Origin of the sequence: Streptomyces sp. NBC_00631, from assembly GCF_045206895.1 — a bacterium.
Classification (GTDB): domain Bacteria; phylum Actinomycetota; class Actinomycetes; order Streptomycetales; family Streptomycetaceae; genus Streptomyces.
On record NZ_CP107734.1, the window covers coordinates 10,382,741 to 10,404,043 of the forward strand.

The window sequence follows — 21,303 nt, forward strand, 5'->3', positions numbered from 1 at the left end:
GGTCCGGCGCGCTCACCCCAGTGCCGCCGTGACCTGCGGCAGATCGAGCGTCGTACGGATCCCGGGAGCCGCCGCGCACACGAACGGCACGGCGTTGACCGCCCGGTGCGCCGTGTACGACGGGGACACCTCGGCCATCCGGTCGAGCGGCACCGGCAGCCTGACGCCGACGTCCAGCGGGGTGTCGCCCTCGACCGTGAGATGCCAGCCGGTGTCGTGCAGGTCCCAGGCCGGGTCGAGGTCGCTCGTGCAGTACCAGGTGGCACGGAAGCGCAGCAGCGGACGGCCCGCGTGCAGCCCGGTCACCGTGAGCCGCTGGGCCGCGACCGTGCCCGCGGCCAACTCGCCTGCCGCGATGCGGACATGACCGCGCGCGGTCGCCAGCTCGCCGGTCGGTTCGAGGGAGTCGAGCGGCAGCCGCAGGGCGTCCGCGACCAGCCGCAGGGACGGGCCGAAACTGGTGCGTGCGTGGGACAGGCGCCGCTCGTCGAACGCCGCCGGCGCGCTGCCGAAGCCCATCACGCCGAACAGCAGCTCGGGGGACGGCCGCTGGGACAGGTCGGCGTACTCGTCGATGGTGAGGAGATCCAGGCGGCGTGTGAGGGACGTCAGCACGAGCGGCACCGCCTCGGTGATGAACCCGGGGCTGCTGCCCGTGCTGTGGATCGAGGTGCCGCCCCGGTCGCAGGCCTCCGCCACCCGCTCGCGGACGACGGGGTCCATGCTGCCGGGGTGGTGGAACTCGCCGCGCGTGGTCACCACGTTGGCGCCCGAGGCCAGCAGCCGGCACACCTCGTCGACTTCGCAGCGCAGCGGCATGTAGAGCACGCAGTCCGCGCCCAGGGCCAGGAGGTCCTCGACGTCGTGGGTGGCGGTGACGCCGGTCGGGCCGCATCCGCACAACTCGCCCGCGTCGCGGCCCGCTTTGGCCGGGGTGTGGACGTACACGCCGGCCAGGGCGAGGTCCGGGTGCTCGACGACGGCGCGCAGCGAGCGGGCGCCGATCGTGCCGGTGGCCCACTGGACCACCCGGTACGGCGTCATGGCGCCTCACTCGTGAAGCGCAGCAGGGCCTCCTGGGCGTAGGACGCGACGAGGGTGCCGTCCTCGGTGAGGACGTCGCCCCGGCCGAAGCAGCGGCCGTGCGCCAGGACCGGGCTGTGCTGCCGCAGCAGCAGCCAGCCGTGCGCGCCGAACGGGCGGTGGAACCAGACGGTGTGCGAGGTGACCGCGGAGGTGAACGCCGTTCCGGAGTCGTGCTGGGTGACTTCGGGTACAGGGCGCAGGGCGGTGCCGATGAGCGTGAGGTCGGTGGCGTAGGCGGTGAGCGCCGGGGCCAGGTCCGCCTCGCCGGCCGGGGTGCGCATCCACACGTCGAACTCGGGCGGTTCGGGTGCGGCGGTGTCCAGGTCGGCGGTGGTGCGCGTCTCCCAGGGGATCGGGTGCAGGTCCGTGCGGTGTTCGGGGCCGGGCAGGGCGGGCACGGCCGGAACCGCCTGCAGGGCGGGGCCGTCCTCCGGGACGTGCAGGGACACCGACGCGGTGGCCACCACGCCCTTCGGCTGCCGGGCGACGATCGTCAGCGCGGCGAAGGAGCCCCCGTCGTGATGGCGCCGCACCTCGTAGCGGACGGGTTCCTCCGGGCGGGCCGCCCGCGCGAACAGGGCGTGCAGGGACTTCACGCTCTTGTCCGGGCAGCTGAGCTGTGCCGCCCGGACGAACTGGGCCAGCAGCTGCCCGCCGAACAGGCGGTGGTAGCCGAGTCGTTGGTTGCCCGCCTCGTAGACGGGACCGGTCTCCTCGTCGCGTCCCCGGAGATCGAGGCAGTGCAGGAGGTCGTCCCAGAGTTCACTCACGGCAAGTGGCATGCCAGCGAGGGTAATGGAAGTATTCAGATGTGAGAATGGCGCTCTCACGGATATGTGTCCCCGGGCCGGCCGCCGGTTCGGCGGCCGGCCCGGCTCGGACTAGTCGTCGCCCGTGATCCCGTTCGCGCAGTAGTCCCAGATCTCGTCCGCGGTCAGCGGATGCGCCGCGTCCTGGCCGCTGGACTGTGCGTTGAACATGACGGTCTGCATGGTCAGCGCCGCCACCCGTTTGGCCTTGAAGCCCGAGCGCAGCAGGTTCGCGTCCTCCAGGTCCTGCATCAGCTCGGTGAACAGTGCGAGCAGCGGAGCGTTCGCGACCCGCATCTCGGCCGGGTGCGACATCAGCAGGCGCAGCGCGAAGTCGGTGAACAGCGGCTGCTGCTGGGTGGCCGGGTCGGGGCGCGAGCTCTCGAACAGCTCCTGGACGACCACCCTGAGCCGGTCCAGTGGATCGGACTGTTCGGCGGCGAGGGCCCGCAGCTGTTCCGCGGACTTGCTCATCGCGTCCTCGAACAGCGCGAGGAGCAGCTCGTGCTTGCCGTCGAAGTGCTGGTAGAAGCTCCGCAGTGACTGTTTGGAGCGGTCGACGACCTCCTGCACGGTGAAGTCGGTCGTGCCCTTCTCCGCCATGATCGCCTGGGCCGCGTCGAGGAACCGCTCCACCCTCTGTTCGGCCCGGCGTTTCGCCGCCTGGGTGGAGCGCTCCACGGCGCGCTGCTTCCAGGCCGGTTCCTCGGTCGGGGTGCTCACGGGCTGATCCGCCTTCTGTGCCATGGGAGAACATTACTGCACTACATCGGGAAGCGACCGGTGCCGAGTCTGGACAGCATCGGAGATATGGAGAAGACTGCTGATTGCCAATTCGGAGAATGACATTCTCACCAAGGAGGCCGTTCGTGGCATGGGGCGTGCGGGCCGACCGCGAGGTCAGGCAGGTGAGGGCGGTGCTGGAGGGGCTACTCGTCGGGGCCCTGCTCACCGGAGCCGTACTGGTGGGGGTGGCACTGGCCGGGGTCTTCGTGCTCGGAGGCGCCGATGCTGTTTGAGTTCGACGCCGAGCAGCGGCTGTGGCAGGACACCGTCCACAAGGCCGTCCTCAAGGAGTGCCCGCCGGCGCTGGTGCGCGCGGTGGCCGACGACGGCGCCGACCCGGCACCGCTGTGGCGCGGCTACGTGGACCTCGGCTGGACCGAGCTGACCGATCCGGCCGACGCGGTCGAGCTGGCGATCGTCCTGGAGGAGCTGGGCCGGGCCACCGACCCCACGCCCTACCTGGCGACACTGACCCGGTTCGCCCCGCTCGCACCGGAGTTCGCCGACCCCGCCCGGTCCGGCACGGCCGTCCACTCGGGCGTCACGGCGACCCCGGCCGACGGCGGCTGGATCCTGGAGGGGACCGCCCGGCACGTACTCGACGGCGACCGGGCCGACCGGCTCGCCGTGGTCACCGAAGCGGGCGTCTTCGTCGTCCCCGCCACCGCGGTGACCGCCGTACGCACCCCCGCCTTCGACCCCGTCCTGCACCTCGCCGAGGTCACCTTCGCCCAGGTCCGGGTCGCCGTGGGGGACCGCAGCAGCGCGGACCCGGCGCGCGCCCGCGACCTCGCCCTCACCGGCATGGCCCTGACCATGGTGGGCGCCTGCCGCCGGGCCCTCGACCTGGTCCTCGACCACGTCCGCACCCGCCGCCAGTTCGACGCGCCCATCGGCTCCTTCCAGGCCGTCCAGCACAAGGCGGCCGACATGCACGTGGCCGTCGAACGAGCCCGCGCCCTCGCCTACTTCGCCGCCCTCACCATCGCCGAGGACGACCCGCGGCGCCGGCTCGCCGCCGCCATGGCCAAGGCGTCGGCCGGCGAGTGCCAGGCCCTGGTGTTCCGCAACGCCGTCCAGCTGTTCGGCGCGATGGGGCACACCTGGGAGAACGACCTGCAGTTCGCGATCAAGCGGGCCAAGGCGGGTGAGCTGATGCTGGGCGGGGCCACCGAGCACCGCGCGTTCATAGCCGGACAGGCAGCCGGGGGAGTGTCATGAGACTGTCCTTCGACGAAGGCGTCGAGGCCTTCCGCGCCGAGTTCGCGGCGTTCCTGGAGGCCAACCTGCCCGCCGAGGCCGAGGCCGCCGAGCGGTCCCGCTCCACCGCGCACCTGCCCGAGTGGGCCAGGCGCTGGCAGCGCCTCCAGTTCGACGAGGGCTGGCTGCTGCCCGGCAACCCGCCCGAGTTCGGCGGCCGGAACGCCACGGTCATCCAGCAGTACGTGCACCGCGAGGAGCTGTCCCGGCGCCGCATCTGCCACAGCTTCAACCCGCAGGGCGTCGGCATCATCGCCGCCTCCCTGCTCTCCTTCGGCACCGAGGAGCAGAAGCACCGCTGGGCCGTGCCCATCCTGCGCGCCGAGATCACCGCCGCCCTCGGCATGAGCGAGCCCGGGGCGGGATCCGACCTCGCCTCCCTGCGTACCCGGGCCGAACCCGACGGCGACCACTTCACCGTCAACGGCCAGAAGGTCTGGACGTCCGGCGCCCACGACGCCGACGTGCTCCTCGCCTTCGTCCGCACCGACCCGGACGCCCCCAAGCACAAGGGCATCAGCGTCCTGCTCATCCCCACCGACACGCCTGGCGTGACCCGCCGCCCCTTCGCCTCCTACACCGGCCCCGACGACAAGGACTTCAACGAGGTCTTCTTCGAGAACGTCCGGGTCCCCGCCGAGAACCTCGTCGGCCCCCTCAACCAGGGCTGGCGGGTCGCCAACGGTTCTCTCGGACACGAGCGCACCCTGATGTGGCTGGGCGAGGCCGAACGCCTGGAGGCCGTCGTACGCGACTTCCAGCCCGCCGGCGACCTGCAGAAGGACTGGTACGCCACCCTGGTCATGGACCTCCAGGCGCTACGGCTGCTCGGTTCGGCCGCGCTCGCCCGCGCGGCCCGCGGTGAGCAGGACGTACCCGCGCTGTCCGTGCTGAAGGTGTTCGGCTCGGAGGCCGCCCAGCACGCCCTGGAACACGTCCTGGAGGCGTCCGGCCCGGACGGCCTGGTCCATCCGGCGCGGACGGCGCCGTACTTCCACATGAGCTTCGACGACGACTCCGCCAGCTGGTTCAACCGCTTCGCCCGCAGCTTCGGCGGCACCATCGCAGGCGGCACGTCCGAGATCCAGCGCACGATCATCGCCGAGCGGGTGCTCGGTCTGCCCCGACGCTGAGGAGACGTCCGTGCACATCCTGTACGAGGTGAAGGACGGCATCGCCACTCTCACCCTCAACCGGCCAGAGGTCGCCAACGCCCAGAACGCCGCTCTTCTCGACGAACTCGACGCTGCCTGGACCCGGGCCGCCGAGGACGCGGAAGTGAAGGTGATCGTGGTGCGTGCCGAGGGGAAGCACTTCTCCGCCGGACACGACCTCAAGGACCGCTGGCCCGGCCCCGACGAGATCACCCTGGAGTGGATCTACCGCGCCGAGAACCGCAGGTACCTGGAGTACACACTGCGCTGGCGCAACGTGCCGAAGCCGTCGATCGCCGCCGTGCAGGGCCGCTGCATCGCCGGCGGGCTGATGCTGTGCTGGCCCTGCGACCTGATCGTGGCCGCCGACGACGCCCTGTTCTCCGACCCGGTCGTCACCATGGGTATCGGCGGCGTCGAATACCACGGCCACACCTGGGAACTGGGTCCGCGCAAGGCCAAGGAGATCCTGTTCACCGGCCGGCCGCTGACCGCCGAGGAGGCCGAGCAGGCGGGCATGGTCAACCGGGTCGTCCCGCGTGCCGAGTTGGACACGGCCACCCGGGAACTCGCCGAACGCATCGCCGCGATGCCGGCCTTCGGGCTGCGCCAGGCCAAGCGCGCCGTCAACCAGACCCTGGACGTGCAGGGCTTCTACGCCGCGGTCCAGTCCGTCTTCGACATCCACCAGACCGGACACGGCAACGCGCTGAGCGTCAGCGGGTATCCGATCCTGGCGAAGCTGGACGAGATGAAGGAGAAGCTGCGTCAGTGACGTTCGGCCAGGCTCTGGGTGCCGAGCACCGAGACCAGAGCCAGTTTCTCGGCGTCCTCGGTGCCGGGCTCGGCCGAGTACACGAGGATGCGCAGGTCCTGCTCCTCGATCCGGAGCTGGTCGCAGTCCAGCGTGAGCAGCCCCACCTGCGGATGCTCGATCGTCTTGCGCGAGGCATCGAGCCGGCCGACGACCCCCGCGTCCCACAGCTCCGCGAACCGCTCGCTTTCGGCACGCAACTCGGTGATCAGCCGCCGCAGTTGGCGGTCGCCGGGATAGCGGGCGGCCGTGGAGCGCAGCTCGGCGACCATGCCGGCCTCGAAGGCGCGCCGTTCCTCCGGGGTGTGCCGTACCCGGGTCGGCCGGCCGAGGAAGTTCCGCCACACGCCGTTGCGCTGGAAGCCCCCCAGCTGGGACGGGTCGCCCATCAGCGCCGCGTACATCGGGTTGGCCACCAGCAGGGTCATGGCCGCGTCGGAGACCGCCACCGGAGTGCCGGCCAGCCGGTCCATCAGCCGCTGCACGCTGGGCGTGATGTACCCGGGCACCATGTCCGGACCCGGCGGCACCAGCCCCGCCAACCCGAACAGATACGTCCGCTCGTCGGCGGAGAGCCGCAGCGCCCGGGCCAGCGCCTCGGCCACCTGCACGGACGGATTGGCCGCCCGGCCCTGTTCGAGACGCGTCACGTAGTCGACCGAGATGCCGGCCAGCAGCGCCAGCTCCTCGCGCCGCAGCCCGGCCGCCCGCCGCCGGCCGCCTGCGGGCAGCCCCGCCGCGTCCGGGGCGACGCGGTCCCGCCAGCGCCGCAGCGCCTGCCCCAGTTCCGTCGCCGTCATGCCCCCAGTCAACACCGTCGGCTGTCGCCGTGCCTGGTACCGGCAGTCATAGGCTGTCGGGTCCGCCACACCACCACCGCGGCGTTGCGGCCGACGACGGCTACGCCCACGTCATCACGTACGACGGCGACCTGCGCCGCACACTCAAGAGACTCAGAGTGGCCGGAGTGGGAGCGGTCCTGGCGGCAGGCCCGGCCGGCGTCGAACTCGCCGAACGGATCGCCTGGCACCTGCACCTTCCCGCCACCGGCGCCCCAGGCTCGACCAGCCTGCGCACCGACCCCGGCGCCCAGGCCAAGGCCCTCGCCCGAACCGGGATCGCCGCCCCCCACACCCTGCGCACCAGCCACCTCGCCGAAGCCCTCTCCTGGGCCGACTGCCTCCCAGCCCGGGCCTACCGGCTCATGCCCGCCGCCACCACGGCTTGACCATGCGGTCTTCCGGTAGCGGCTCGCTGATCTCCGATAGCTTCAGATCCCCGTGGTCCTGGAGGATGTTCTGGACCATCTCAATCCCTCTGCGAGTTGTCGAGCGATGCTCCGTGCGTTGCTTCTCCTCCGGACCGGATTGTTCCTGGTCTGCGGGCAGATGGGCTTGCAGTCGGAGTCCCTCTATCTCGGCTTCCGTCTCAGTCCGGCCTATCAGCCACTCGACCTGGTCTCCTCCCCATGCGCGCACGAGGGCAGCGAGCACCGGCACAGTGGGTATGCGGGCACCTCGCATTGCGGCGTACAACGTCGACCTCGACATGTGGTTTTCCGCAGCGATGACGTCGATGGTCTTCGCGTTGAAGCCAGCTTCATCGCGTAAGCGGCGGAGCGCGAGGGCGAAGCGGGCCTGCGAGCCGTCGTTGAGTACCAACTCAGCGGCCACCAGGCGCCTCTGCCTCGCAAGCATCGTGAGGAACGCCCGGTGACCGGACCTCCGCTCTCGCGGCAGATAGGACGGCAACAGTGCTGATCGGTGAGATTGATCTTCGTCGTGCAGCAGGTCAAGTACGCAAAGCGCGCTGTGCCCCCCTGTGTGGGGGAGCCCGGCGTTCCTGCCGCTGGCTGATCTTGTCGGCCGAGTGAAACGCGCAGGCTAGAGCGCGACCACGTTCCGGGAAGGCAGTCCCAGCTTCCGGGCTGTGGCGAACAGGGCCAGTCCGAGCACGATCCAGCTGGCGCCGAAGACGCTGGGCAGCACAGGTGTCCGCTCCAAGTACGCGAGCGCGGCAGCGTTGAGCATGGCGATTCCGGCCAGCGCAAGAGCACCCACAAAGAGCGGCACGGCACTCCAACGGCCCAGCGCGCGCGTCCGGACGCTGGCGTAGCCCCAAGCGATCATTCCTGCGCCGATGAACGGCAGTCCCGCATGTTCGCCGGTGTTGATGACGCGGGCCGCCGCAGTCCCGACGATTCCCATCGCTGACCCACCCATTCCTATGACGCCGAGGATGATGCCCACCCCGGTCAACAACCATCCCAAGCGGCGTAGGGCCGCCTCGCGCGGCATGATCGCCGCCTGCAGTCCGAGCATGCCTATGCCGAGACAGACAACGCCGATCGGCACGAGGGGCCGGGTGATGCCGTGGAAGTGGGTGATGGCGCTCGCCGCCGTCAGAACGCCGCCGATCACCGACGCGGCGGCGCCGACACGTATCGCCGTTCGACGCCGTGGGTTGTTCAGAGTCATCGTCAGCCTTTCTGTAGTTCGTCGCGAAGACGCCGCCGGTCCACACCGAGCCGTCGAAGTACGGCCGGTGTCAATCCGCGGGGGTGGTCGAGCACCGCCACCGCGAGACGGGCCGGCGCGGCAGGTCCCCCCTGATGCTCGGCACAGGCCGCTTCGATGCACCGCTTGGCGCGCCGTGTCAGCCCCGGCCTCGGCGGTGCTGTCCGGCGCCGGAACCACCACCGCGGACCGGCCTGCTGAAGTGGCTTGGGGCGGAGGGCGTCCTCGCCGAACGAGTGCCGCATCCGATCCCGCAGGGAGTCGACGTTGATGCCGAACACCCCCAGCGACTCGCCGTCCATGCGGTCGAGCACGTCGCTCTTGTCGAGCAAGGCCAGCACCGCTGACTCAACTTCCCGGTGCGTCAGGCCGGCCTGACGCAGCGTGTTTGCGAGCACGTCACAGCGAGTCAGCGCGATCAGTAGATGTTCTGTCCCCACTGCGTGGTGCCCGAGACCGATCGCTACGCGCCGTGCGTCGCGCAGTACGTCGGCCACACCGTCGTCGGCGTCCATCACACTCCTCGCCCTCCGTGCTTGCGGTGCACCGTCTGCTTCGTAACCCCGAGTCGGTTGGCGATATCACGCCAAGACCAGCCGAGCTTTCGGGCCGCATCGACCTGCTGTCGTTCAAGCTCCTCCGTGAGTACGCGAAGAGCAGCGACTGCGCGCAGTCCGATGTCCGGGTCCTTCGACGTCGCCTGCTCGATGAGTTCCTGCGCCATAACCGTCAGCGTATGCTGACGACTATGACATCGTCAACATATGCTGACGACTGTTGGTAGTGCAACGGTGTTCGTTCGGATCGCTGGGCGGCTTTCAGGAGATGGAGGCCTCCCGCTCCAAGGAGGGCCACCGATGACCGCCGAAAGGTCCCCCTACCGTGAGCATCGCGACCTGCGGCGGGTTCTCCGGCCGCCGCAGGCGAGGTGTACGCATTTACTGCGGCAGGGGCGGAAGGGCAGAGCGGACGTGACGATCGAACCGGTGACCGAACCCGGGAGTGGGGGTGCGCTCCGTCTGCCGCGCGCCCGGGTCGTGCCGCTGTCCGCCCCGCCCTCGTCGTACACCGCGGCGGTCGAGCGGTACCTCACCGGCGCGGGCATCGCGAAGTCCTCCGCGCGGATCTACCGGGTCTCGCTGACGACGTGGGGGTGGATGCTTGCCGGCGCACCGGCGCCGACAGGGCCCGCCCGCCGGGGCGCGAAGCCGCCCGTCCTCCCCGTCGCCGCGATCGACGATCCCGCGCTGCCCGAGGTGCTGGCTGAGCTCGCGGCGACACGGGCGGACGAGATGGACGCCGACACTGTCAACCGGGAGCTGTCCATCGCGCGTAAGGCGATCGGCTGGTGGCAGCGCCAGGGCTGGATCAGCGGTGACCCGACGATCGGGATCGAGCGGCGGCCGGCGCTGCCGGACCGCACCAAGGCCCTGGCCGAGAACCAGGTCGCCGCCCTGTGGCGCCTGGACGTCGCCCTGCGGGAGAAGACGTTCTGGAAGATGCTCTACGAGTCCGCGGCCCGCGCGGACGAGGTGCTGTGCCTGAACGTGGAAGACCTGTACCCGCAGGACAAGCGCGGGAAGATCACCGCCAAGGGCGGGGCGACCGAGTGGATTCACTGGCAGTCCGGCACCGCCCAGCTCCTGCCCCGCCTCATCGCCCGCCGTACCCGCGGCCCGCTGTTCTTCACTGACCGCAAGGCCCCGGCAGGGACGCCGACGTTGGACGTGTGCCCGGAGACCGGCCGGGCCCGGCTCTCCTACCGCCGGGCCGAGGAGATCTTCGAGGAGAACACCCGGCTGCTGGCCAACCCGCTCGCCTCACCCGAAGGCATCGAGGACCTGGACGGCTGGACCCTCCACCGGCTCCGCCACAGCGCCCTCACACACGACGCCGAGGACGGCACGTCCACGCCGATGCTACTGGCCCGCTCCCGCCGCGCCTCCGTGCACAGGTGAAGGCTGTCGGACCGACCTCCGGTCCTCCCTCTTCCTCACTACCATTCCCGCACTCTCACAGAGGCGCGACGACGGTAATCGACGACGCCCGGTTGGTCGACGGGGGAGGGGTAGTGGAGCCACGCCCCGAGAAGGGCGGGCGCCGGCCGCCCAGCCGGGCCGACAAGATCGACAATGCGCCCACCGTGTGCCTGGGCAGCCAGGCCATCGCCTCCCTAGCCCGTGACCACGACGTCAGCCGCGGGCCCGTTCGTGCCAACGTCGCCGACCTCTTGCCCGAGCACATCGCAGGCGATGAAGGCACCCCGGCTCCGGAACTGATCGCTGGCCTGCTGCTCGCGCCCAGCAGGATCGGTGCTCACCGGGCCGGGGCGGGCCCCCGTTCCCTGGAACGGCCACCCGCTCGACCGCACCCGCGTCAGCCACCTTGCCCGTCTCGACCTCTCCCTCGCCGCGTGACTGAATAAGCCAGCAGGATCGGTGACAGCGTTCTTACCGGCACCCCAACAACCCAGCACGCAGGTCGGTGACGCCGCTGTTGAGGCCGGTGACGAGGAAGGCCCCACCATGTACGGTTCGCAGGAAGCCTGCGTGAGATTCTCCGGGCGCTTTCGGTTCAGGGTGCACCGCATCAGAGGTTAAATGACAAGCTAAGTGCCTGCTCCTGAGGCTGACATGACATAACGGTGGTCGTGACACCTAACCACCGGTACCGGGATGCAGGGGGCGCCGTTCCCGACTGCGGGCACATTGTGGCGAGCGTTGGAGGCTCTCATCCCGTCCACCATCGACGGGATCTGTCCCCCGAGTGGTGGACAGACACCTCTGAGCCCGGCCCCGGCAGGGGCTGGGCAGGAGGCATCTTTTATGGTGATGAAGGTCTGCTCGCCCGAGTTCAAGGCAGACGCTGTCGCGCTGTACCTGTCGGACCCGAGCCACACCTTCGAGGGCATCGGCAAGGATCTGGGGATCAGCCGGGACACGCTGCGTAACTGGGTGCGGGCTGAGCGGGCCCGGCGCGGCCGGGACAGTAGGACGAGCACGGAGAAGACGCAGGTGGATTCGCCGCCGACGGCCGAGGAGCTTCAGGCCGAGAACGAGGCCCTGCGCCGGGAGCTGGCAGCAGCGCGCAAGGAGATGCAGAGGCTCGCCACCGAGTGGGACATTCTCCGCAAGGCGACGAAGTTTTTCGCGCAAGAGATGACCTGGTGACCAACCGCTTCCAGTTCATCGAGGACCACCACCGCGCCTTCGGCGTGAAGCGGTTGTGCCAGGGGCTGGAGGTCGCCCGCTCCAGCTTCTACAAATGGCGGGCCGGCCGGGAGGCCCGCGCCGCCCGCGAGCGAGCCGACGTCGCTCTCGCTGAGCGGATCAGGGCCGTGCACGCCGAGTGGGACGGCACCTACGGCCGCCCGAGGATCACCGCGGAGCTGCGCGAGGAAGGCGAGCGCGTGAACCACAAGCGTGTCGGGCGGGTGATGCGGAAGTTCGGTATCGCCGGGCTGCGGCTGCGGCTGCGGCTGCGCAGGCGCCAGGTCACCACGGTGCCCGAGCCGTCGGCCAGGCCCGTGCCGGACCTGTTCCGGCGCGATTTCACCGCGAGCGCGCCGAACACCGAGTACGTCGGCGACATCACCTACCTGTCGGTGGGCGACGGCGAGTTTCTGTATCTGGCGACCGTGATCCACTGCTTCTCACGCCGCCTGGTGGGCTGGTCGATCGCCGACCACATGCGCACCGAGCTGGTCGCCGACGCGCTCCGGGCAGCCGCCCAGACCCGCGGCAGCAACGACCGGTTGAACTCGCCCAGTACACCTCTCGCGAATTCGCCCTAGTCTGCGCCGAGTTGGGGGTGCGGCAGTCCATGGGCGCTGTCGGCACGAGCGCGGACAACGCACTCTCCGAGTCGTTCAACGCCGCCCTCAAGCGCGAGACGCTGCGTGGTGCCCGCCGTTACGACGGGGTTCGTGCCTGCCGCCTGGCCGGTTCCGAAGCTGGTCGAGGGCAGACCGCGGGTGCCGGACCGGCAGGCGTTGTGCGGGATCCTGTTCGTGCTGCACACCGGCATCCAGTGGGAGTACCTGCCGCAGGAGCTGGGCTTCGGCTCAGGCATGACCTGCTGGCGGCGGCTGGCTGTGTGGAACGAGGCCGGGGCGTAGGACGAGCTGCATCTGGTGCTGCTGAAGAAGCTGCGGGCGGCGAAGAAGCTGGACTGGTCGCGGGCGGTGATCGATTCCTCCCATGTGCGGGCGGCCCGCAGGGGCCCAAAAGCGGTCCCAGCCCGGTCGACCGCGGACGGCCGGGCAGCAAGCACCACGTCGTCATCGACGCCCAGGACATCCCGCTCGCAGGTTTCGCTGACCGGCGGGAACCGCAACGACGTCACGCAGTTGCTGCCTCTGGTCGACAAGATCCCCGCCGTCGCCGGGACCGTGGGCCGGCCCATGCACCGGCCCGACGCCCTGCTGGCCGACCGCGGCTACGACCACGACAAGTACCGGCGCTTGTTGTGGCAGCGCGGCATCCGCCCGGTCATCGCCGAACGAGGCCAGCCCCACGGCACTGGCCTGGGTATCTTCCGGTACGTCGTCGAAAGAACGATCGCCTGGCTGCACGGCTTCCGCCGCCTGCGCATCCGCTGGGAACGACGCGACGAGATCGCACGGTGACCCGCGCTCGGCGACGGATGCGGGAAGCCGGTCACGCCCGACCTTCGTCGCCCGATAGGTACGCTCCCGCACGCGCTGCAGCCACTGCAGCCTCGGCGGCCTGGTCTGCGGCGGCTTCGTCGAGGTGGTCGCTACTGGTCAGCAGCCGGTAGTAGAGGGGGGCGGAGACAGCGCGGATCACCTCGTGGACATCGGTGCCCTCGGGCACCTCGCCCCGGTCGATGGCCTGTTGGACACAGGGTGCCCACTCCTTGACGCGGATGTCGTAGAAGCGGTGCAGGGCCTCGGCTGTCTTCGCCTCGCAGGTGGCAGCGGCGATCACTGCCTTGAACAGCGCTCCTTGCCGCGGGTCGGCCAAGGTGCTTTGCACGAGCCGGGCGTTGGCCTTGAGATCACCGAGCAGCGAGCCGGTCTCGGTACGCGGCAGTGACTGCTCGGCCATGTCTAGCAGCAAGTCGGCCACCAGGCTGGTCACCGTTCTCCAGCGGCGGTACACGGTGGTCTTGCCCACCTCGGCACGGCGCGCGATGTCGGCGAGGTCCAGGTGGGCAAAGCCATGCTCCGCCAAGGCGTCCCCAGCTGCCTGCAGCACCGACGCCCGCACCCGCGCCGTGCGCCCACCGGGACGGACGGTCCCCGGATCAGCACCCTCAAACCCCATAACGGGACTCCAGTTTCGTTAATCACTCGCACCTGCTAGGTTGAGTCCCACGCTAACGGAACTCCAGGACCATTAGCTATGGTCAGGCGACGAGAGAGGAACACCCATGGAATACAGGCGGCTGGGTGCATCCGGCCTCAAGGTCCCCGCACTGAGCTTCGGCGCCGGCACCTTCGGAGGCCAAGGGCCGCTGTTCGGTGCCTGGGGCAACACCGACGCGCAAGAAGCCCGCCGTCTCGTGGACATCTGCCTCGACGCCGGGATCACGATGTTCGACACTGCCGACGTCTATTCCAGCGGGGCCTCCGAGGAGGTGCTGGGCGAAGCGATCAAAGGCCGCAGGGACCAGGTGATCGTGTCCACCAAGACCAGCCTGCCGATGGGCGACGGCCCAGGCGATGCGGGCTCCTCTCGTTCCCGCCTGATCACCGCATGCGAGGACGCCCTGCGCCGGCTCGGCACCGACTACATCGACCTGTTCCAGCTGCACGCCTTTGACGCCGGCACGCCGATCGAGGAAGTCCTGTCCACACTCGACGATCTCGTACGCGCAGGTAAGGTCCGCTACCTCGGCATCTCCAACTTCTCCGGCTGGCAGGCGATGAAGTCCCTCGCGATCGCCGAGAGATACGGTCACCCGCGCTATGTCGCACATCAGGTCTACTACTCCCTCATCGGCCGCGACTACGAATGGGAGCTGATGCCCGTCGGGCTCGATCAGGGCCTCGGAGCCCTCGTCTGGAGCCCGCTCGGCTGGGGACGACTCACCGGCAACGTCCGCCGTGGCCAGCCGCTACCTGCCAACAGCCGACTGCACCACACCGCGGACTACGGCCCGCCGGTCGAGGACGGACGCCTCTACCGCGTCGTCGACGCCCTCGACCAGATCGCGCAGGAGACCGGCAAAAGCATTCCGCAGATCGCCATCAACTGGCTGTTGCAGCGACCGACCGTGTCCTCCGTCATCATCGGCGCCCGCGACGAGAACCAGCTTCGCCAGAACCTCGGTGCCGTCGGCTGGAGGCTCACGCCCGACCAGACGGCGAGACTCGATGCGGCGAGCGGCAAGACGGCGCCCTACCCGTACTTCCCTTACCAGCGCCAGGAAGGCTTCGCCCGCATCAACCCACCAGTTGTCGCACCTCCCCTTGCTACATGACATCGGCGTCAAGAAACTGACGCGTAGCCACGCATCCCAGACTCGGACTGGCGGGTGCTGCCTCGCCCAACGCCTGCCCTGGGCCTGGACAGCCGCGGTGACAGCCGCTCCCTCTGTTCGCCAACCTGTCAGCACGAACACAGACGGTCACCAGGGAACCTCGCGCACAGAGGAATACGCGACAGCCGAATACGCGAGGTCGCCAGTGTCACACCCCGAGTCCGGCCCAGCGGGTTGACCATGAGCCCGCGGGCCCAACCGCCAGAATCAGGAGATCCACCCGTGGGTTCGCGGTGAACAACCTTCAGTTTCTCTGAACCCACGGACCTCCACGGGCGTGAGTAGTTGGGGTACAGAAAGTGAGTAAGGCGCAGACGATCGAGCGGGCGCCGGAGCTGCGGCGGACCGCGCTGCTGACGGCGGTGGTGCGTCAGCTGGAGGCGCAGGCGGTCGACGATGCGCTGGACCTGTTCTCGGTGCTGATGGCGAACCTGGCCCCGGCCAGGGTCTGCGCCCTCTCCGGGAGCGGATGCCATCGAGGATGACGAAGACGAGGAGTGACGGGTGGCGCGCCCGGCCTGGGCCGGACGTCTCTTCCCGGGGGCCTGGAGCGCGGGGTTCTTCTCCACCCTGACCCGACGTCTACTACGCCGCGGCCAGTTCGCCTCCCGCGACGAACTGGCCGCGGCCATCGACACCTTCGTCTTGGCCTACGACGAACACGACGCCAAGCCCTACCGCTGGACCTACGACGGCAGCCCACTCAAAGCCGCATGAAGCCCCGAAGGATCAACGCGGCGCTGTACTAGGGCTGGAAGACTACTTCCGGATTGTTCGGCGAGGGGCCGTCCAGCAGGGGACTGTGGATCCCCTTCAGCGTCCGGTCGAAGAACGCTGTCACGTACTCGCGGGTGATCACCACCCCGCGTTCCGGGGAGAGGGGCGGCGTCGGGAACCCGGCCTCCTCCAGAAGCAGGTCCAGGTCGCTGAAGCTGAAGTGGTCGGCGCCGGCCACCGTCAGCCACTTCTTGTAGCCGCCGAGGGCGGCCCAGCTCTGCTCCCACACGGTGTAGTCGTCGCCGCCGGGCGCGTGGTTGACGGCGGCACCCAGCATGAGGAACGGCCGGTTGATCTGGCCGGGCATCGGGGCCGGGTGGAAGGTGCCGTCCATGTTCACTCCGGCCCGTACTCGCGGGTCGGCGATCATCGTGGTGGCGGCCGCCGCTCCGCCGAGGGAGTGTCCGGCCATGCCGATCTCGTGCTTGTCGATGAGGTGTGCCAGGCGCCACGCGGTATTGCCATGCGTCAACCGGTCGATCACGAAGGACACGTCCAGCGCGCGGCTGGCGGCGACGGAGTCGAGGTCGAGCCTCGCCGGGTCATCGCAGATCGCGCACGGCGGCGTCTGGCCGTTCGCCAGCGTCTCGCCGCTGTCCTCGTAGGTGTGGCCGACGAGCGCGACGACGTAGCCGTGACCGGCCAGGTCGGTCGCGAGCGAGGTGAGCGTCATGCGCGGGTCCTCGTACGCGGGTGAGAGGACCACCAGCGGATACCTGCCGCGTTGCGGCCGCGCGCCGTCGAAGGCGTGGGTGGTGACGCTGGAAAGGTTCTGCGGGGTGACGCCGGAGCTCGCCGGTAACTTCCGGTGCTGGATGGCTCCGGCTGCCTCGGCGAGGGTCATGTAAGGGGCCGGAGTCCCCGTCCCGGGGACGGCCGGGTAGACCATCGTGACGGTCAGTTGGCGGGGGCCGGATGACGGCACCCACGGGTCGGGACGGCTCGCGTCGGTGAGGTGGATGACGTCCTCGCCGGCGGCGTAGGGGCCGGTCGGCGCGGGGAGCGTGCCTTGGAAGGACGGCGTGGGCGCGGTGGCCGTGGCCGGTGCGGCGTCGAACGCGTGCGTGGCCACCGGTGTGGCCGTGGCGGCGAACCCGGCGCCGGTTCCGGTGACGAGGGTGGCGAGCGCCAGCACCGCGACAGCGCTGATACGGCGATTGCGTTTCATGGGATCGACGCTAGGTTCCACAGCTCCGTATCGAATCAGCCCATAGATTGGTGCCGTTCGTAGCCCCCGCGAGGTACCGAAGTCATCCGCCGGGACGATGTCGTGCGGCGCGGGGTTCCCTTCGTCGGCATCGTCGAGCGCCACGTGGCCCTCCTGTTCCAGGGAACATCCCCGCGGGTGCGGGGAACAGACCAGCTCCGGATACAGGCACTGGATCGTCTGGCGACCATCCCCGCGCCCGCGGGGATGGTCCGCACTCCGTACATGCGCGGGATGATCGTGGTGTCCCGCGACCGCGGGAGCGTCTCCCGGGCCAAGTCCGACGCGGCCGACGCCCGTGTCCTGGCCAACATCTTGCGGACTGACCGCCATGCCCACTGGCCCCTGCCTGCGGACAGTGAAGCCGGGCAGAGCGTCGCTGTCCTCGCTCGCGCCCGCCAGGACGCCATATGGGACCGGCAGCAGATGATCAACCGGCTCTGCTCCCACCTTCGTGAGTACTATCCGGCCGCCCTTGCCGCCTTTCAGGGCCCCGGCAAACCCGGACTCGACTCGCCCCGCGCCCGCGTGATTCTCGCTGCGGCTCCCACCCCGATCGACGTCGCCGGACTTACCCGGAGCCAGCTGCGTACCCTGCTCAAGCGTGCCGCCCGCCCCCGCTGCGGCATCGAGGCCGAGGTCGAGCGGTTTCGGGACATCTTCCGCGCGGACTACCTTCACCACCTGCCCCAGTCGAGGGCCTGACAACGTCGGACAGCCGCTCGGGCAACCGACTCGGTCAAGGAGCGTTGACATGCCAGGAGATGGCCGCCTGCTTCGGCCTGGACCCCGTACCGGGAAAGGTGGAGGCACTGCGATCGAAGGGCAAGCGGCTGACGGCGCGCGGCTGGCTTCTCGAGCCGGCACCTGGCCGATTCACGCTCGCGAAGGACGTGGCCGGGCAACGCGGCGGGTCATGAGCATCGTCATCGACCAGTAGACCATCGCCTCCGCGCCGGCGATGGAACGCTCGAAGTCGCGCACGAGACGGCGACTTCGCATCAAGTGGGCGAAGAACCGCTCGACGATCCACCGCTTGGGCAGCACGAAGAAGCCGCGCATGTCGTCGCTGCGTTTGACGATGGCGAGGACCAGGGCGAGGGCCGCGAGGCAGTACTCGACGAGGCTGCCGGTGTATCCGCCGTCGGCCCAGACCAGGGCCGGCAGGTGGTGCGCGGCAGTGACCTGGGTGAGCAGGATTTGGGCCGCGGCGCGGTCGCCCACATCCGCTGCGGTGACCATCACCGCGAGCAGCAGGCCAAGGGGGTCGACCACGACGTGCCGCTTGCGCCCGTTGATCAGCTTACCGCCGTCGAAGCCGCGGCTGTCAGAGCCGACGACGCATCCGCTTTGACCGACTGCGAGTCGATCACGCCCGCGCCCGGCTCCGAGTCCCGCCCGGCCCGCTCGCGGACCAGGCGGCGGAGCCGGTCGTAGAACTCGCGGACCAGATCGTGGTTGCGCCAGCGCCGGAAGAACGCGTAGACCCGGTCCCACGGGGGGAAGTGGCAGGCATGGCCCGCCACTTCCTGCCGTTGTCGACCAGGTAGCGAATCGCGTCCAGCATCGCGCGGTGGCAATAAGCCTCCGGTTGCCCGCCCCGACCCCGCAGCCTCGAGGCGCGGCCAACCGCCCCCGCTACGTCCTACTTCTCCTCCGGCTCCCAGGCGCGGAGCAGGTCGAGCAGCCCTGCGTCTCCGCCAACCTGCAAGGAGTCGGCCTGGATCCGGTCGTACAGGTAGAGGACCAGCTCACTGGCCGTGCCGTGGACGGAGGCGCCGGCTGCGTCCGAGTCCTCGCCGGTCGCGGCGGTGGGCGCGGGGATGCGGGTGGTGCGTGCGCCGTCGCCGTCGACGGTGAGGCGCCAGGAGCGGCCCTCGGCGGCGTGGAAGTCGAAGGCCGTGGGCTTGTGCGGCCAGGCACTCGGCGTGGCGCAGACGGTGAACAGGAACTCCTCCACACCGTCGAGTGCCAGCTCGCCCGGCAGCGGCTGCGGGGCGCCCCCGGCGAGCTGGGCGTCGTAGGTGTGCACCGCGGTCTCCTGGACCCGGTGCCGGGCGGTGCCGCCGGCGGTCTGCGGTGACTGCGACGCGGGCCACCACGTCCAGCAACCGCTCTCCGGTCCCGCCGCTCGCAGGGCGCCCAGCAGAAGCTGCGTCGACGCGTCCAGCCAGGCCAGCAGGGCCTCACGCTCCTGCGGCACTTCCAGCGCGGCGCGCGCGGCGACGGCCTCGGCCGGGGGCGCGTCGGCGGGCCCCGCGCCGACGATGGCGGCCCAGAAGCGGTCTCCCCCGCCCAGGTGCTTCACCAGATCGAACAGCGTCCACCCAGGGCAGGTCGGCACCTGTGCGTCGAGACCCGGCGCGGCGGCGACCACGGCGCGGAAGGCGGTCGACCGTTCATCGATCAGTCGCAACAGGTCGGGGAACTCAAGATTCTCTTCCACGCCGGATGTCTATCACCGTGCTCCGGTGACCGGACAGCGATTTTCACGGTCGCCGCCGGTTGGCCATTGCGGACGTCCTCGCCTCCCACCGTTCGGGTGACAAGCTGCGCGCTGCTGCGAGGACGCTGGTGGTGGCGGTACGCCGGGCGTCGTGCCTGTGAGCGCTCTGGCCTCGCCGCGCGGCCGGGCACCTCGGCGAGGTGACGTCCACCCGGTGCGCGCGGTCATGCTGCCGCTCGATGTGATGGACGCGGAGGTCACGACGGCGGGGGAGGACCGGTCGGGTTGGGAGTTCAACTGCCCCTGGAGCCACACGAGTTCACGCTCACGATGCTGGCGTTCGTCCTGGACGTGGAGCGGCGGCAGAGGTGCGCCCACTTCACCGCGCACCTTGCCGGCCTGACCGGCGACGCGCTGCGAGACCGTATCTCGCGCGGCGTCGCCGACCGGTGGGAACACCAGGGCATCGAGTACGTGCCGTTCCGCCCGGCGGATGTGGTGCGCCACCTCCTGCGCCCGGACCGCGTCCGTCGCTGGGCTCCCGTCGCCCCCTCCCTGTTCCACCTGACTCTGGTGCACACCCACGGTCGCAGCACAGTGGAACGCGCCGAGGCCCAGGCCGTGCGCCGCCTGCGCAACTGACGGGTTTGCGGGAGTCGCCGAGATGCAGGCCGTGCGCGGTCCGGAAGCGGCTGCAGGCCACGCGTCACCGGGCCCGCGTATCCACCGTCCTCTGGCCAGGTCATCTGGCGCGGAACGGCCTCCGCGCGCGCCCTCGCTGGTGCCGCATCAGGCAACGTTCGCCCTGATCGACTCGGGATCTGTGGGCTGAGCATCGCGCTTGTTGACGTTCAGCTCTCTAGCGCAGATCGGTTTGCTCTACTAACCTATCTTCCATGACAACAGAGCCTGCATTCTCCGGGAACGAACCACGTCGGCTACTGGAAGCCGCCCACGAACTGGCGCAGCGAGTCCGCAGGGCTCAGCGTGCGACCTGGTTCCCGCTCGTGGTGCTTGCTGCGGTGACCTTCGTGGCGATCCCCGTCTACCGCTACAGCTCCAAGGCGAAGGGCGCCTGTGAGACGGTTCGCAGCGTCGCTGGCCCGGCGAACGAGGTCTGCACCGTGTCTCACCCCGCGGGATTCATCTACTGGCCCGTCGCCCTGGTGCTGGGCTACGCCGGGATCGCGGTCTGGTACCTGCACACCTCCCGGGCGCGCGGGGTCGGCACCCGGGTTTGGCCGTACGTCACCGTAGGAATCGTCTTCGCGGCCTTGACGACGGGCGTATCACTGTGGACCTACCACCACATCGGATCACTCGACTCCCAGGTTTGGGCCTCGCGGTTGGCGAGCCCGGCCGTCGCCGTCGGGCTGGGACTGCTGGTGCTGGCCTGGGCCGAACGCAACCGCGCCCTGCTCGTCTTCACCCTCGGCTACCTGGTGATCGTGCTGGCGCCCGTCAACTTCGGCTGGGCCATCGCACCCCCCTCACTGTGGTCCTCCCTGCCGCACCTGGCGATCCAGGGCAGCGTGCTCTTGCTCGCCGGTATCGGCTTCGCCTTGGCCCAGCAGCGGGGGACCCGATGAGCGGTCACCCCGCCAACGGGCTCGACGACCTGGTCCACCAGCGGGTGCGGCTCGGCATTCTCACCATCGCCCACGAGGCACGGAAGGTGGACTTCAGCTACCTGCGTGACAACCTGGAGGTGACCGCCGGCAACCTCTCCCAGCACCTCGGCGTACTGGAAAGCGCTGGGCTCATCACCATCGAGAAGGGTTACGCAGGCAAACGTGCCCGCACCTCGGTCACCCTCACCAAGGCTGGCCAGTCTGCCCTCACAGAGGAGATCAGGCAGCTCAAACTCCTGATCGGCAAGATCGAGCGCGCAGAAACACCCGAGCCCTCCTGACAGCGGCTACTCAGGCGACGTTCGCCCTG

Annotated in this window: 27 protein-coding genes and 3 pseudogenes; 17 read left to right on the forward strand and 13 right to left on the reverse strand. The window is 69.8% G+C overall.

The features are described from left to right. Positions 1–12 precede the first annotated feature (12 nt). The 3 genes from OHB00_RS46835 to OHB00_RS46845 all read right to left on the reverse strand — a co-directional run bounded on the left by OHB00_RS46835 (position 13) and on the right by OHB00_RS46845 (position 2,618). A complete protein-coding gene (locus OHB00_RS46835; protein WP_406444568.1) occupies positions 13–1,044 on the reverse strand; it encodes a dihydrodipicolinate reductase in 1,032 nt (343 codons plus the stop codon). Beyond that, on the reverse strand, positions 1,041–1,868 hold the full coding sequence (locus OHB00_RS46840) for an acyl-CoA thioesterase (RefSeq protein WP_406444570.1): 828 nt from the start codon (positions 1,866–1,868) through the stop codon (positions 1,041–1,043). Before OHB00_RS46840 ends, OHB00_RS46835 begins: the two co-directional genes overlap by 4 nt. A gap of 99 nt (positions 1,869–1,967) precedes the next feature. Continuing rightward, positions 1,968–2,618: a TetR/AcrR family transcriptional regulator gene (locus tag OHB00_RS46845; RefSeq protein WP_406444572.1), complete on the reverse strand. Its 651-nt coding sequence runs from the start codon at positions 2,616–2,618 to the stop codon at positions 1,968–1,970. Positions 2,619–2,764: 146 nt separating this feature from the next. Between OHB00_RS46845 and OHB00_RS46850 the strand changes: the two genes are divergently transcribed. Genes OHB00_RS46850 through OHB00_RS46865 form a run of 4 tightly spaced genes read left to right on the forward strand, consistent with a single transcriptional unit; the run spans position 2,765 to position 5,870 of the window. Continuing rightward, the gene (locus OHB00_RS46850) at positions 2,765–2,914 is read left to right on the forward strand and encodes a hypothetical protein (RefSeq protein ID WP_406444574.1); all 150 of its coding nucleotides are present in this window, start codon (positions 2,765–2,767) and stop codon (positions 2,912–2,914) included. Then, a complete protein-coding gene (locus tag OHB00_RS46855) occupies positions 2,904–3,902 on the forward strand; it encodes an acyl-CoA dehydrogenase family protein (protein WP_406444576.1) in 999 nt (332 codons plus the stop codon). Before OHB00_RS46850 ends, OHB00_RS46855 begins: the two co-directional genes overlap by 11 nt. Further along, positions 3,899–5,074 carry an acyl-CoA dehydrogenase family protein gene (locus OHB00_RS46860; RefSeq protein ID WP_406444578.1) on the forward strand — a complete coding sequence of 392 codons (1,176 nt, stop codon included), beginning with the start codon at positions 3,899–3,901 and terminating at the stop codon, positions 5,072–5,074. Before OHB00_RS46855 ends, OHB00_RS46860 begins: the two co-directional genes overlap by 4 nt. A gap of 10 nt (positions 5,075–5,084) precedes the next feature. Next, the gene (locus tag OHB00_RS46865; RefSeq protein ID WP_406444580.1) at positions 5,085–5,870 is read left to right on the forward strand and encodes an enoyl-CoA hydratase; all 786 of its coding nucleotides are present in this window, start codon (positions 5,085–5,087) and stop codon (positions 5,868–5,870) included. On the opposite strand, the gene OHB00_RS46870 is transcribed toward OHB00_RS46865, so the two are convergent. Continuing rightward, complete coding sequence (locus OHB00_RS46870) at positions 5,864–6,709, reverse strand: helix-turn-helix domain-containing protein (RefSeq protein ID WP_406444582.1); 846 nt, start codon at positions 6,707–6,709, stop codon at positions 5,864–5,866. The genes OHB00_RS46865 and OHB00_RS46870 overlap by 7 nt on opposite strands. A gap of 29 nt (positions 6,710–6,738) precedes the next feature. Between OHB00_RS46870 and OHB00_RS46875 the strand changes: the two genes are divergently transcribed. Further along, entirely contained in the window at positions 6,739–7,137 is a 399-nt protein-coding gene (locus OHB00_RS46875; RefSeq protein ID WP_406444584.1) for a hypothetical protein, read from the forward strand. Here the strand turns inward: OHB00_RS46875 and OHB00_RS46880 are convergent. The 4 genes from OHB00_RS46880 to OHB00_RS46895 form a co-directional block, all read right to left on the reverse strand. Further along, on the reverse strand, positions 7,112–7,582 hold the full coding sequence (locus OHB00_RS46880; RefSeq protein WP_406444586.1) for a helix-turn-helix domain-containing protein: 471 nt from the start codon (positions 7,580–7,582) through the stop codon (positions 7,112–7,114). The two genes, OHB00_RS46875 and OHB00_RS46880, sit on opposite strands and share 26 nt — an antisense overlap. 210 nt (positions 7,583–7,792) lie before the next feature. After that, positions 7,793–8,386, reverse strand: coding sequence for a hypothetical protein (locus tag OHB00_RS46885; RefSeq protein WP_406444588.1), 594 nt, complete (start codon positions 8,384–8,386; stop codon positions 7,793–7,795). A gap of 2 nt (positions 8,387–8,388) precedes the next feature. Beyond that, on the reverse strand, positions 8,389–8,940 hold the full coding sequence (locus OHB00_RS46890) for a Clp protease N-terminal domain-containing protein (RefSeq protein WP_406444590.1): 552 nt from the start codon (positions 8,938–8,940) through the stop codon (positions 8,389–8,391). Further along, complete coding sequence (locus OHB00_RS46895) at positions 8,940–9,149, reverse strand: helix-turn-helix domain-containing protein (protein WP_406444592.1); 210 nt, start codon at positions 9,147–9,149, stop codon at positions 8,940–8,942. The genes OHB00_RS46890 and OHB00_RS46895 overlap by 1 nt, the downstream gene beginning before the upstream one ends. 262 nt (positions 9,150–9,411) lie before the next feature. Between OHB00_RS46895 and OHB00_RS46900 the strand changes: the two genes are divergently transcribed. The 4 genes and pseudogenes from OHB00_RS46900 to OHB00_RS46915 all read left to right on the forward strand — a co-directional run bounded on the left by OHB00_RS46900 (position 9,412) and on the right by OHB00_RS46915 (position 13,052). After that, the gene (locus OHB00_RS46900) at positions 9,412–10,383 is read left to right on the forward strand and encodes a tyrosine-type recombinase/integrase (protein WP_406444594.1); all 972 of its coding nucleotides are present in this window, start codon (positions 9,412–9,414) and stop codon (positions 10,381–10,383) included. An 867-nt stretch (positions 10,384–11,250) separates the two neighbouring features. After that, positions 11,251–12,367 (forward strand): annotated as a pseudogene (locus OHB00_RS46905) (IS3 family transposase); the annotation flags it as partial. 67 nt (positions 12,368–12,434) lie between these two features. Beyond that, the gene (locus OHB00_RS46910; protein ID WP_406446302.1) at positions 12,435–12,542 is read left to right on the forward strand and encodes a transposase; all 108 of its coding nucleotides are present in this window, start codon (positions 12,435–12,437) and stop codon (positions 12,540–12,542) included. Between the two features lie 15 nt (positions 12,543–12,557). Further along, positions 12,558–13,052, forward strand: a complete 495-nt coding sequence (locus OHB00_RS46915) for a transposase (protein WP_406444596.1) — start codon at positions 12,558–12,560, stop codon at positions 13,050–13,052. Positions 13,053–13,083: 31 nt separating this feature from the next. Here OHB00_RS46915 and OHB00_RS46920 read toward each other — a convergent pair whose 3' ends face one another. Beyond that, positions 13,084–13,713, reverse strand: a complete 630-nt coding sequence (locus tag OHB00_RS46920; protein ID WP_406444598.1) for a TetR/AcrR family transcriptional regulator — start codon at positions 13,711–13,713, stop codon at positions 13,084–13,086. A 106-nt stretch (positions 13,714–13,819) separates the two neighbouring features. Here OHB00_RS46920 and OHB00_RS46925 point away from each other — a divergent pair, with 106 nt between their 5' ends. The 3 genes from OHB00_RS46925 to OHB00_RS46935 all read left to right on the forward strand — a co-directional run bounded on the left by OHB00_RS46925 (position 13,820) and on the right by OHB00_RS46935 (position 15,649). Next, on the forward strand, positions 13,820–14,872 hold the full coding sequence (locus OHB00_RS46925; protein WP_406444600.1) for an aldo/keto reductase: 1,053 nt from the start codon (positions 13,820–13,822) through the stop codon (positions 14,870–14,872). Between the two features lie 359 nt (positions 14,873–15,231). Next, complete coding sequence (locus OHB00_RS46930; RefSeq protein WP_406444602.1) at positions 15,232–15,417, forward strand: hypothetical protein; 186 nt, start codon at positions 15,232–15,234, stop codon at positions 15,415–15,417. 19 nt (positions 15,418–15,436) lie between these two features. Next, complete coding sequence (locus OHB00_RS46935; RefSeq protein ID WP_406444604.1) at positions 15,437–15,649, forward strand: hypothetical protein; 213 nt, start codon at positions 15,437–15,439, stop codon at positions 15,647–15,649. 28 nt (positions 15,650–15,677) lie between these two features. Here the strand turns inward: OHB00_RS46935 and OHB00_RS46940 are convergent, their stop codons facing one another. Continuing rightward, entirely contained in the window at positions 15,678–16,877 is a 1,200-nt protein-coding gene (locus OHB00_RS46940) for an alpha/beta hydrolase family protein (RefSeq protein WP_406444606.1), read from the reverse strand. 246 nt (positions 16,878–17,123) lie between these two features. Between OHB00_RS46940 and OHB00_RS46945 the strand changes: the two are divergent. Then, positions 17,124–17,606: pseudogene (locus tag OHB00_RS46945) on the forward strand (transposase); the annotation flags it as partial. Positions 17,607–17,647: 41 nt separating this feature from the next. After that, positions 17,648–17,836, forward strand: a pseudogene (locus OHB00_RS46950) (hypothetical protein); the annotation flags it as partial. On the opposite strand, the gene OHB00_RS46955 reads toward OHB00_RS46950, so the two are convergent. The 3 genes from OHB00_RS46955 to OHB00_RS46965 all read right to left on the reverse strand — a co-directional run bounded on the left by OHB00_RS46955 (position 17,793) and on the right by OHB00_RS46965 (position 19,362). Beyond that, the gene (locus tag OHB00_RS46955; RefSeq protein ID WP_406444608.1) at positions 17,793–18,191 is read right to left on the reverse strand and encodes a transposase; all 399 of its coding nucleotides are present in this window, start codon (positions 18,189–18,191) and stop codon (positions 17,793–17,795) included. The pseudogene OHB00_RS46950 and the gene OHB00_RS46955 overlap by 44 nt on opposite strands. 23 nt (positions 18,192–18,214) lie before the next feature. Continuing rightward, on the reverse strand, positions 18,215–18,442 hold the full coding sequence (locus tag OHB00_RS46960; protein ID WP_406444610.1) for a hypothetical protein: 228 nt from the start codon (positions 18,440–18,442) through the stop codon (positions 18,215–18,217). Positions 18,443–18,561: 119 nt separating this feature from the next. Continuing rightward, positions 18,562–19,362 (reverse strand): maleylpyruvate isomerase family mycothiol-dependent enzyme, encoded by an 801-nt coding sequence (locus OHB00_RS46965; protein WP_406444612.1) that lies wholly within the window; start codon positions 19,360–19,362, stop codon positions 18,562–18,564. A 285-nt stretch (positions 19,363–19,647) separates the two neighbouring features. Here OHB00_RS46965 and OHB00_RS46970 point away from each other — a divergent pair, with 285 nt between their 5' ends. From OHB00_RS46970 to OHB00_RS46980, 3 genes are all read left to right on the forward strand, one after another. Next, positions 19,648–20,004, forward strand: coding sequence for a hypothetical protein (locus OHB00_RS46970; protein ID WP_406444614.1), 357 nt, complete (start codon positions 19,648–19,650; stop codon positions 20,002–20,004). Between the two features lie 254 nt (positions 20,005–20,258). After that, entirely contained in the window at positions 20,259–20,951 is a 693-nt protein-coding gene (locus OHB00_RS46975) for a hypothetical protein (protein ID WP_406444616.1), read from the forward strand. Continuing rightward, positions 20,948–21,274: a transcriptional regulator gene (locus OHB00_RS46980; protein ID WP_406444618.1), complete on the forward strand. Its 327-nt coding sequence runs from the start codon at positions 20,948–20,950 to the stop codon at positions 21,272–21,274. The genes OHB00_RS46975 and OHB00_RS46980 overlap by 4 nt, the downstream gene beginning before the upstream one ends. Positions 21,275–21,303 lie beyond the last annotated feature (29 nt).

Excerpts from the sequence above, each read along its gene's own strand:
- OHB00_RS46835 (WP_406444568.1), bottom strand. The coding sequence starts at position 1,044 with ATGACGCCGTACCGGGTGGTCCAGTGGGCCACCGGCACGATCGGCGCC.
- OHB00_RS46840 (WP_406444570.1), bottom strand. The coding sequence starts at position 1,868 with ATGCCACTTGCCGTGAGTGAACTCTGGGACGACCTCCTGCACTGCCTC.
- OHB00_RS46855 (WP_406444576.1), top strand. The coding sequence starts at position 2,904 with ATGCTGTTTGAGTTCGACGCCGAGCAGCGGCTGTGGCAGGACACCGTC.
- OHB00_RS46860 (WP_406444578.1), top strand. The coding sequence starts at position 3,899 with ATGAGACTGTCCTTCGACGAAGGCGTCGAGGCCTTCCGCGCCGAGTTC.
- OHB00_RS46870 (WP_406444582.1), bottom strand. The coding sequence starts at position 6,709 with ATGACGGCGACGGAACTGGGGCAGGCGCTGCGGCGCTGGCGGGACCGC.
- OHB00_RS46885 (WP_406444588.1), bottom strand. The coding sequence starts at position 8,386 with ATGACTCTGAACAACCCACGGCGTCGAACGGCGATACGTGTCGGCGCC.
- OHB00_RS46890 (WP_406444590.1), bottom strand. The coding sequence starts at position 8,940 with ATGGACGCCGACGACGGTGTGGCCGACGTACTGCGCGACGCACGGCGC.
- OHB00_RS46895 (WP_406444592.1), bottom strand. The coding sequence starts at position 9,149 with ATGGCGCAGGAACTCATCGAGCAGGCGACGTCGAAGGACCCGGACATC.
- OHB00_RS46920 (WP_406444598.1), bottom strand. The coding sequence starts at position 13,713 with ATGGGGTTTGAGGGTGCTGATCCGGGGACCGTCCGTCCCGGTGGGCGC.
- OHB00_RS46925 (WP_406444600.1), top strand. The coding sequence starts at position 13,820 with ATGGAATACAGGCGGCTGGGTGCATCCGGCCTCAAGGTCCCCGCACTG.
- OHB00_RS46940 (WP_406444606.1), bottom strand. The coding sequence starts at position 16,877 with ATGAAACGCAATCGCCGTATCAGCGCTGTCGCGGTGCTGGCGCTCGCC.
- OHB00_RS46975 (WP_406444616.1), top strand. The coding sequence starts at position 20,259 with ATGACAACAGAGCCTGCATTCTCCGGGAACGAACCACGTCGGCTACTG.
- OHB00_RS46980 (WP_406444618.1), top strand. The coding sequence starts at position 20,948 with ATGAGCGGTCACCCCGCCAACGGGCTCGACGACCTGGTCCACCAGCGG.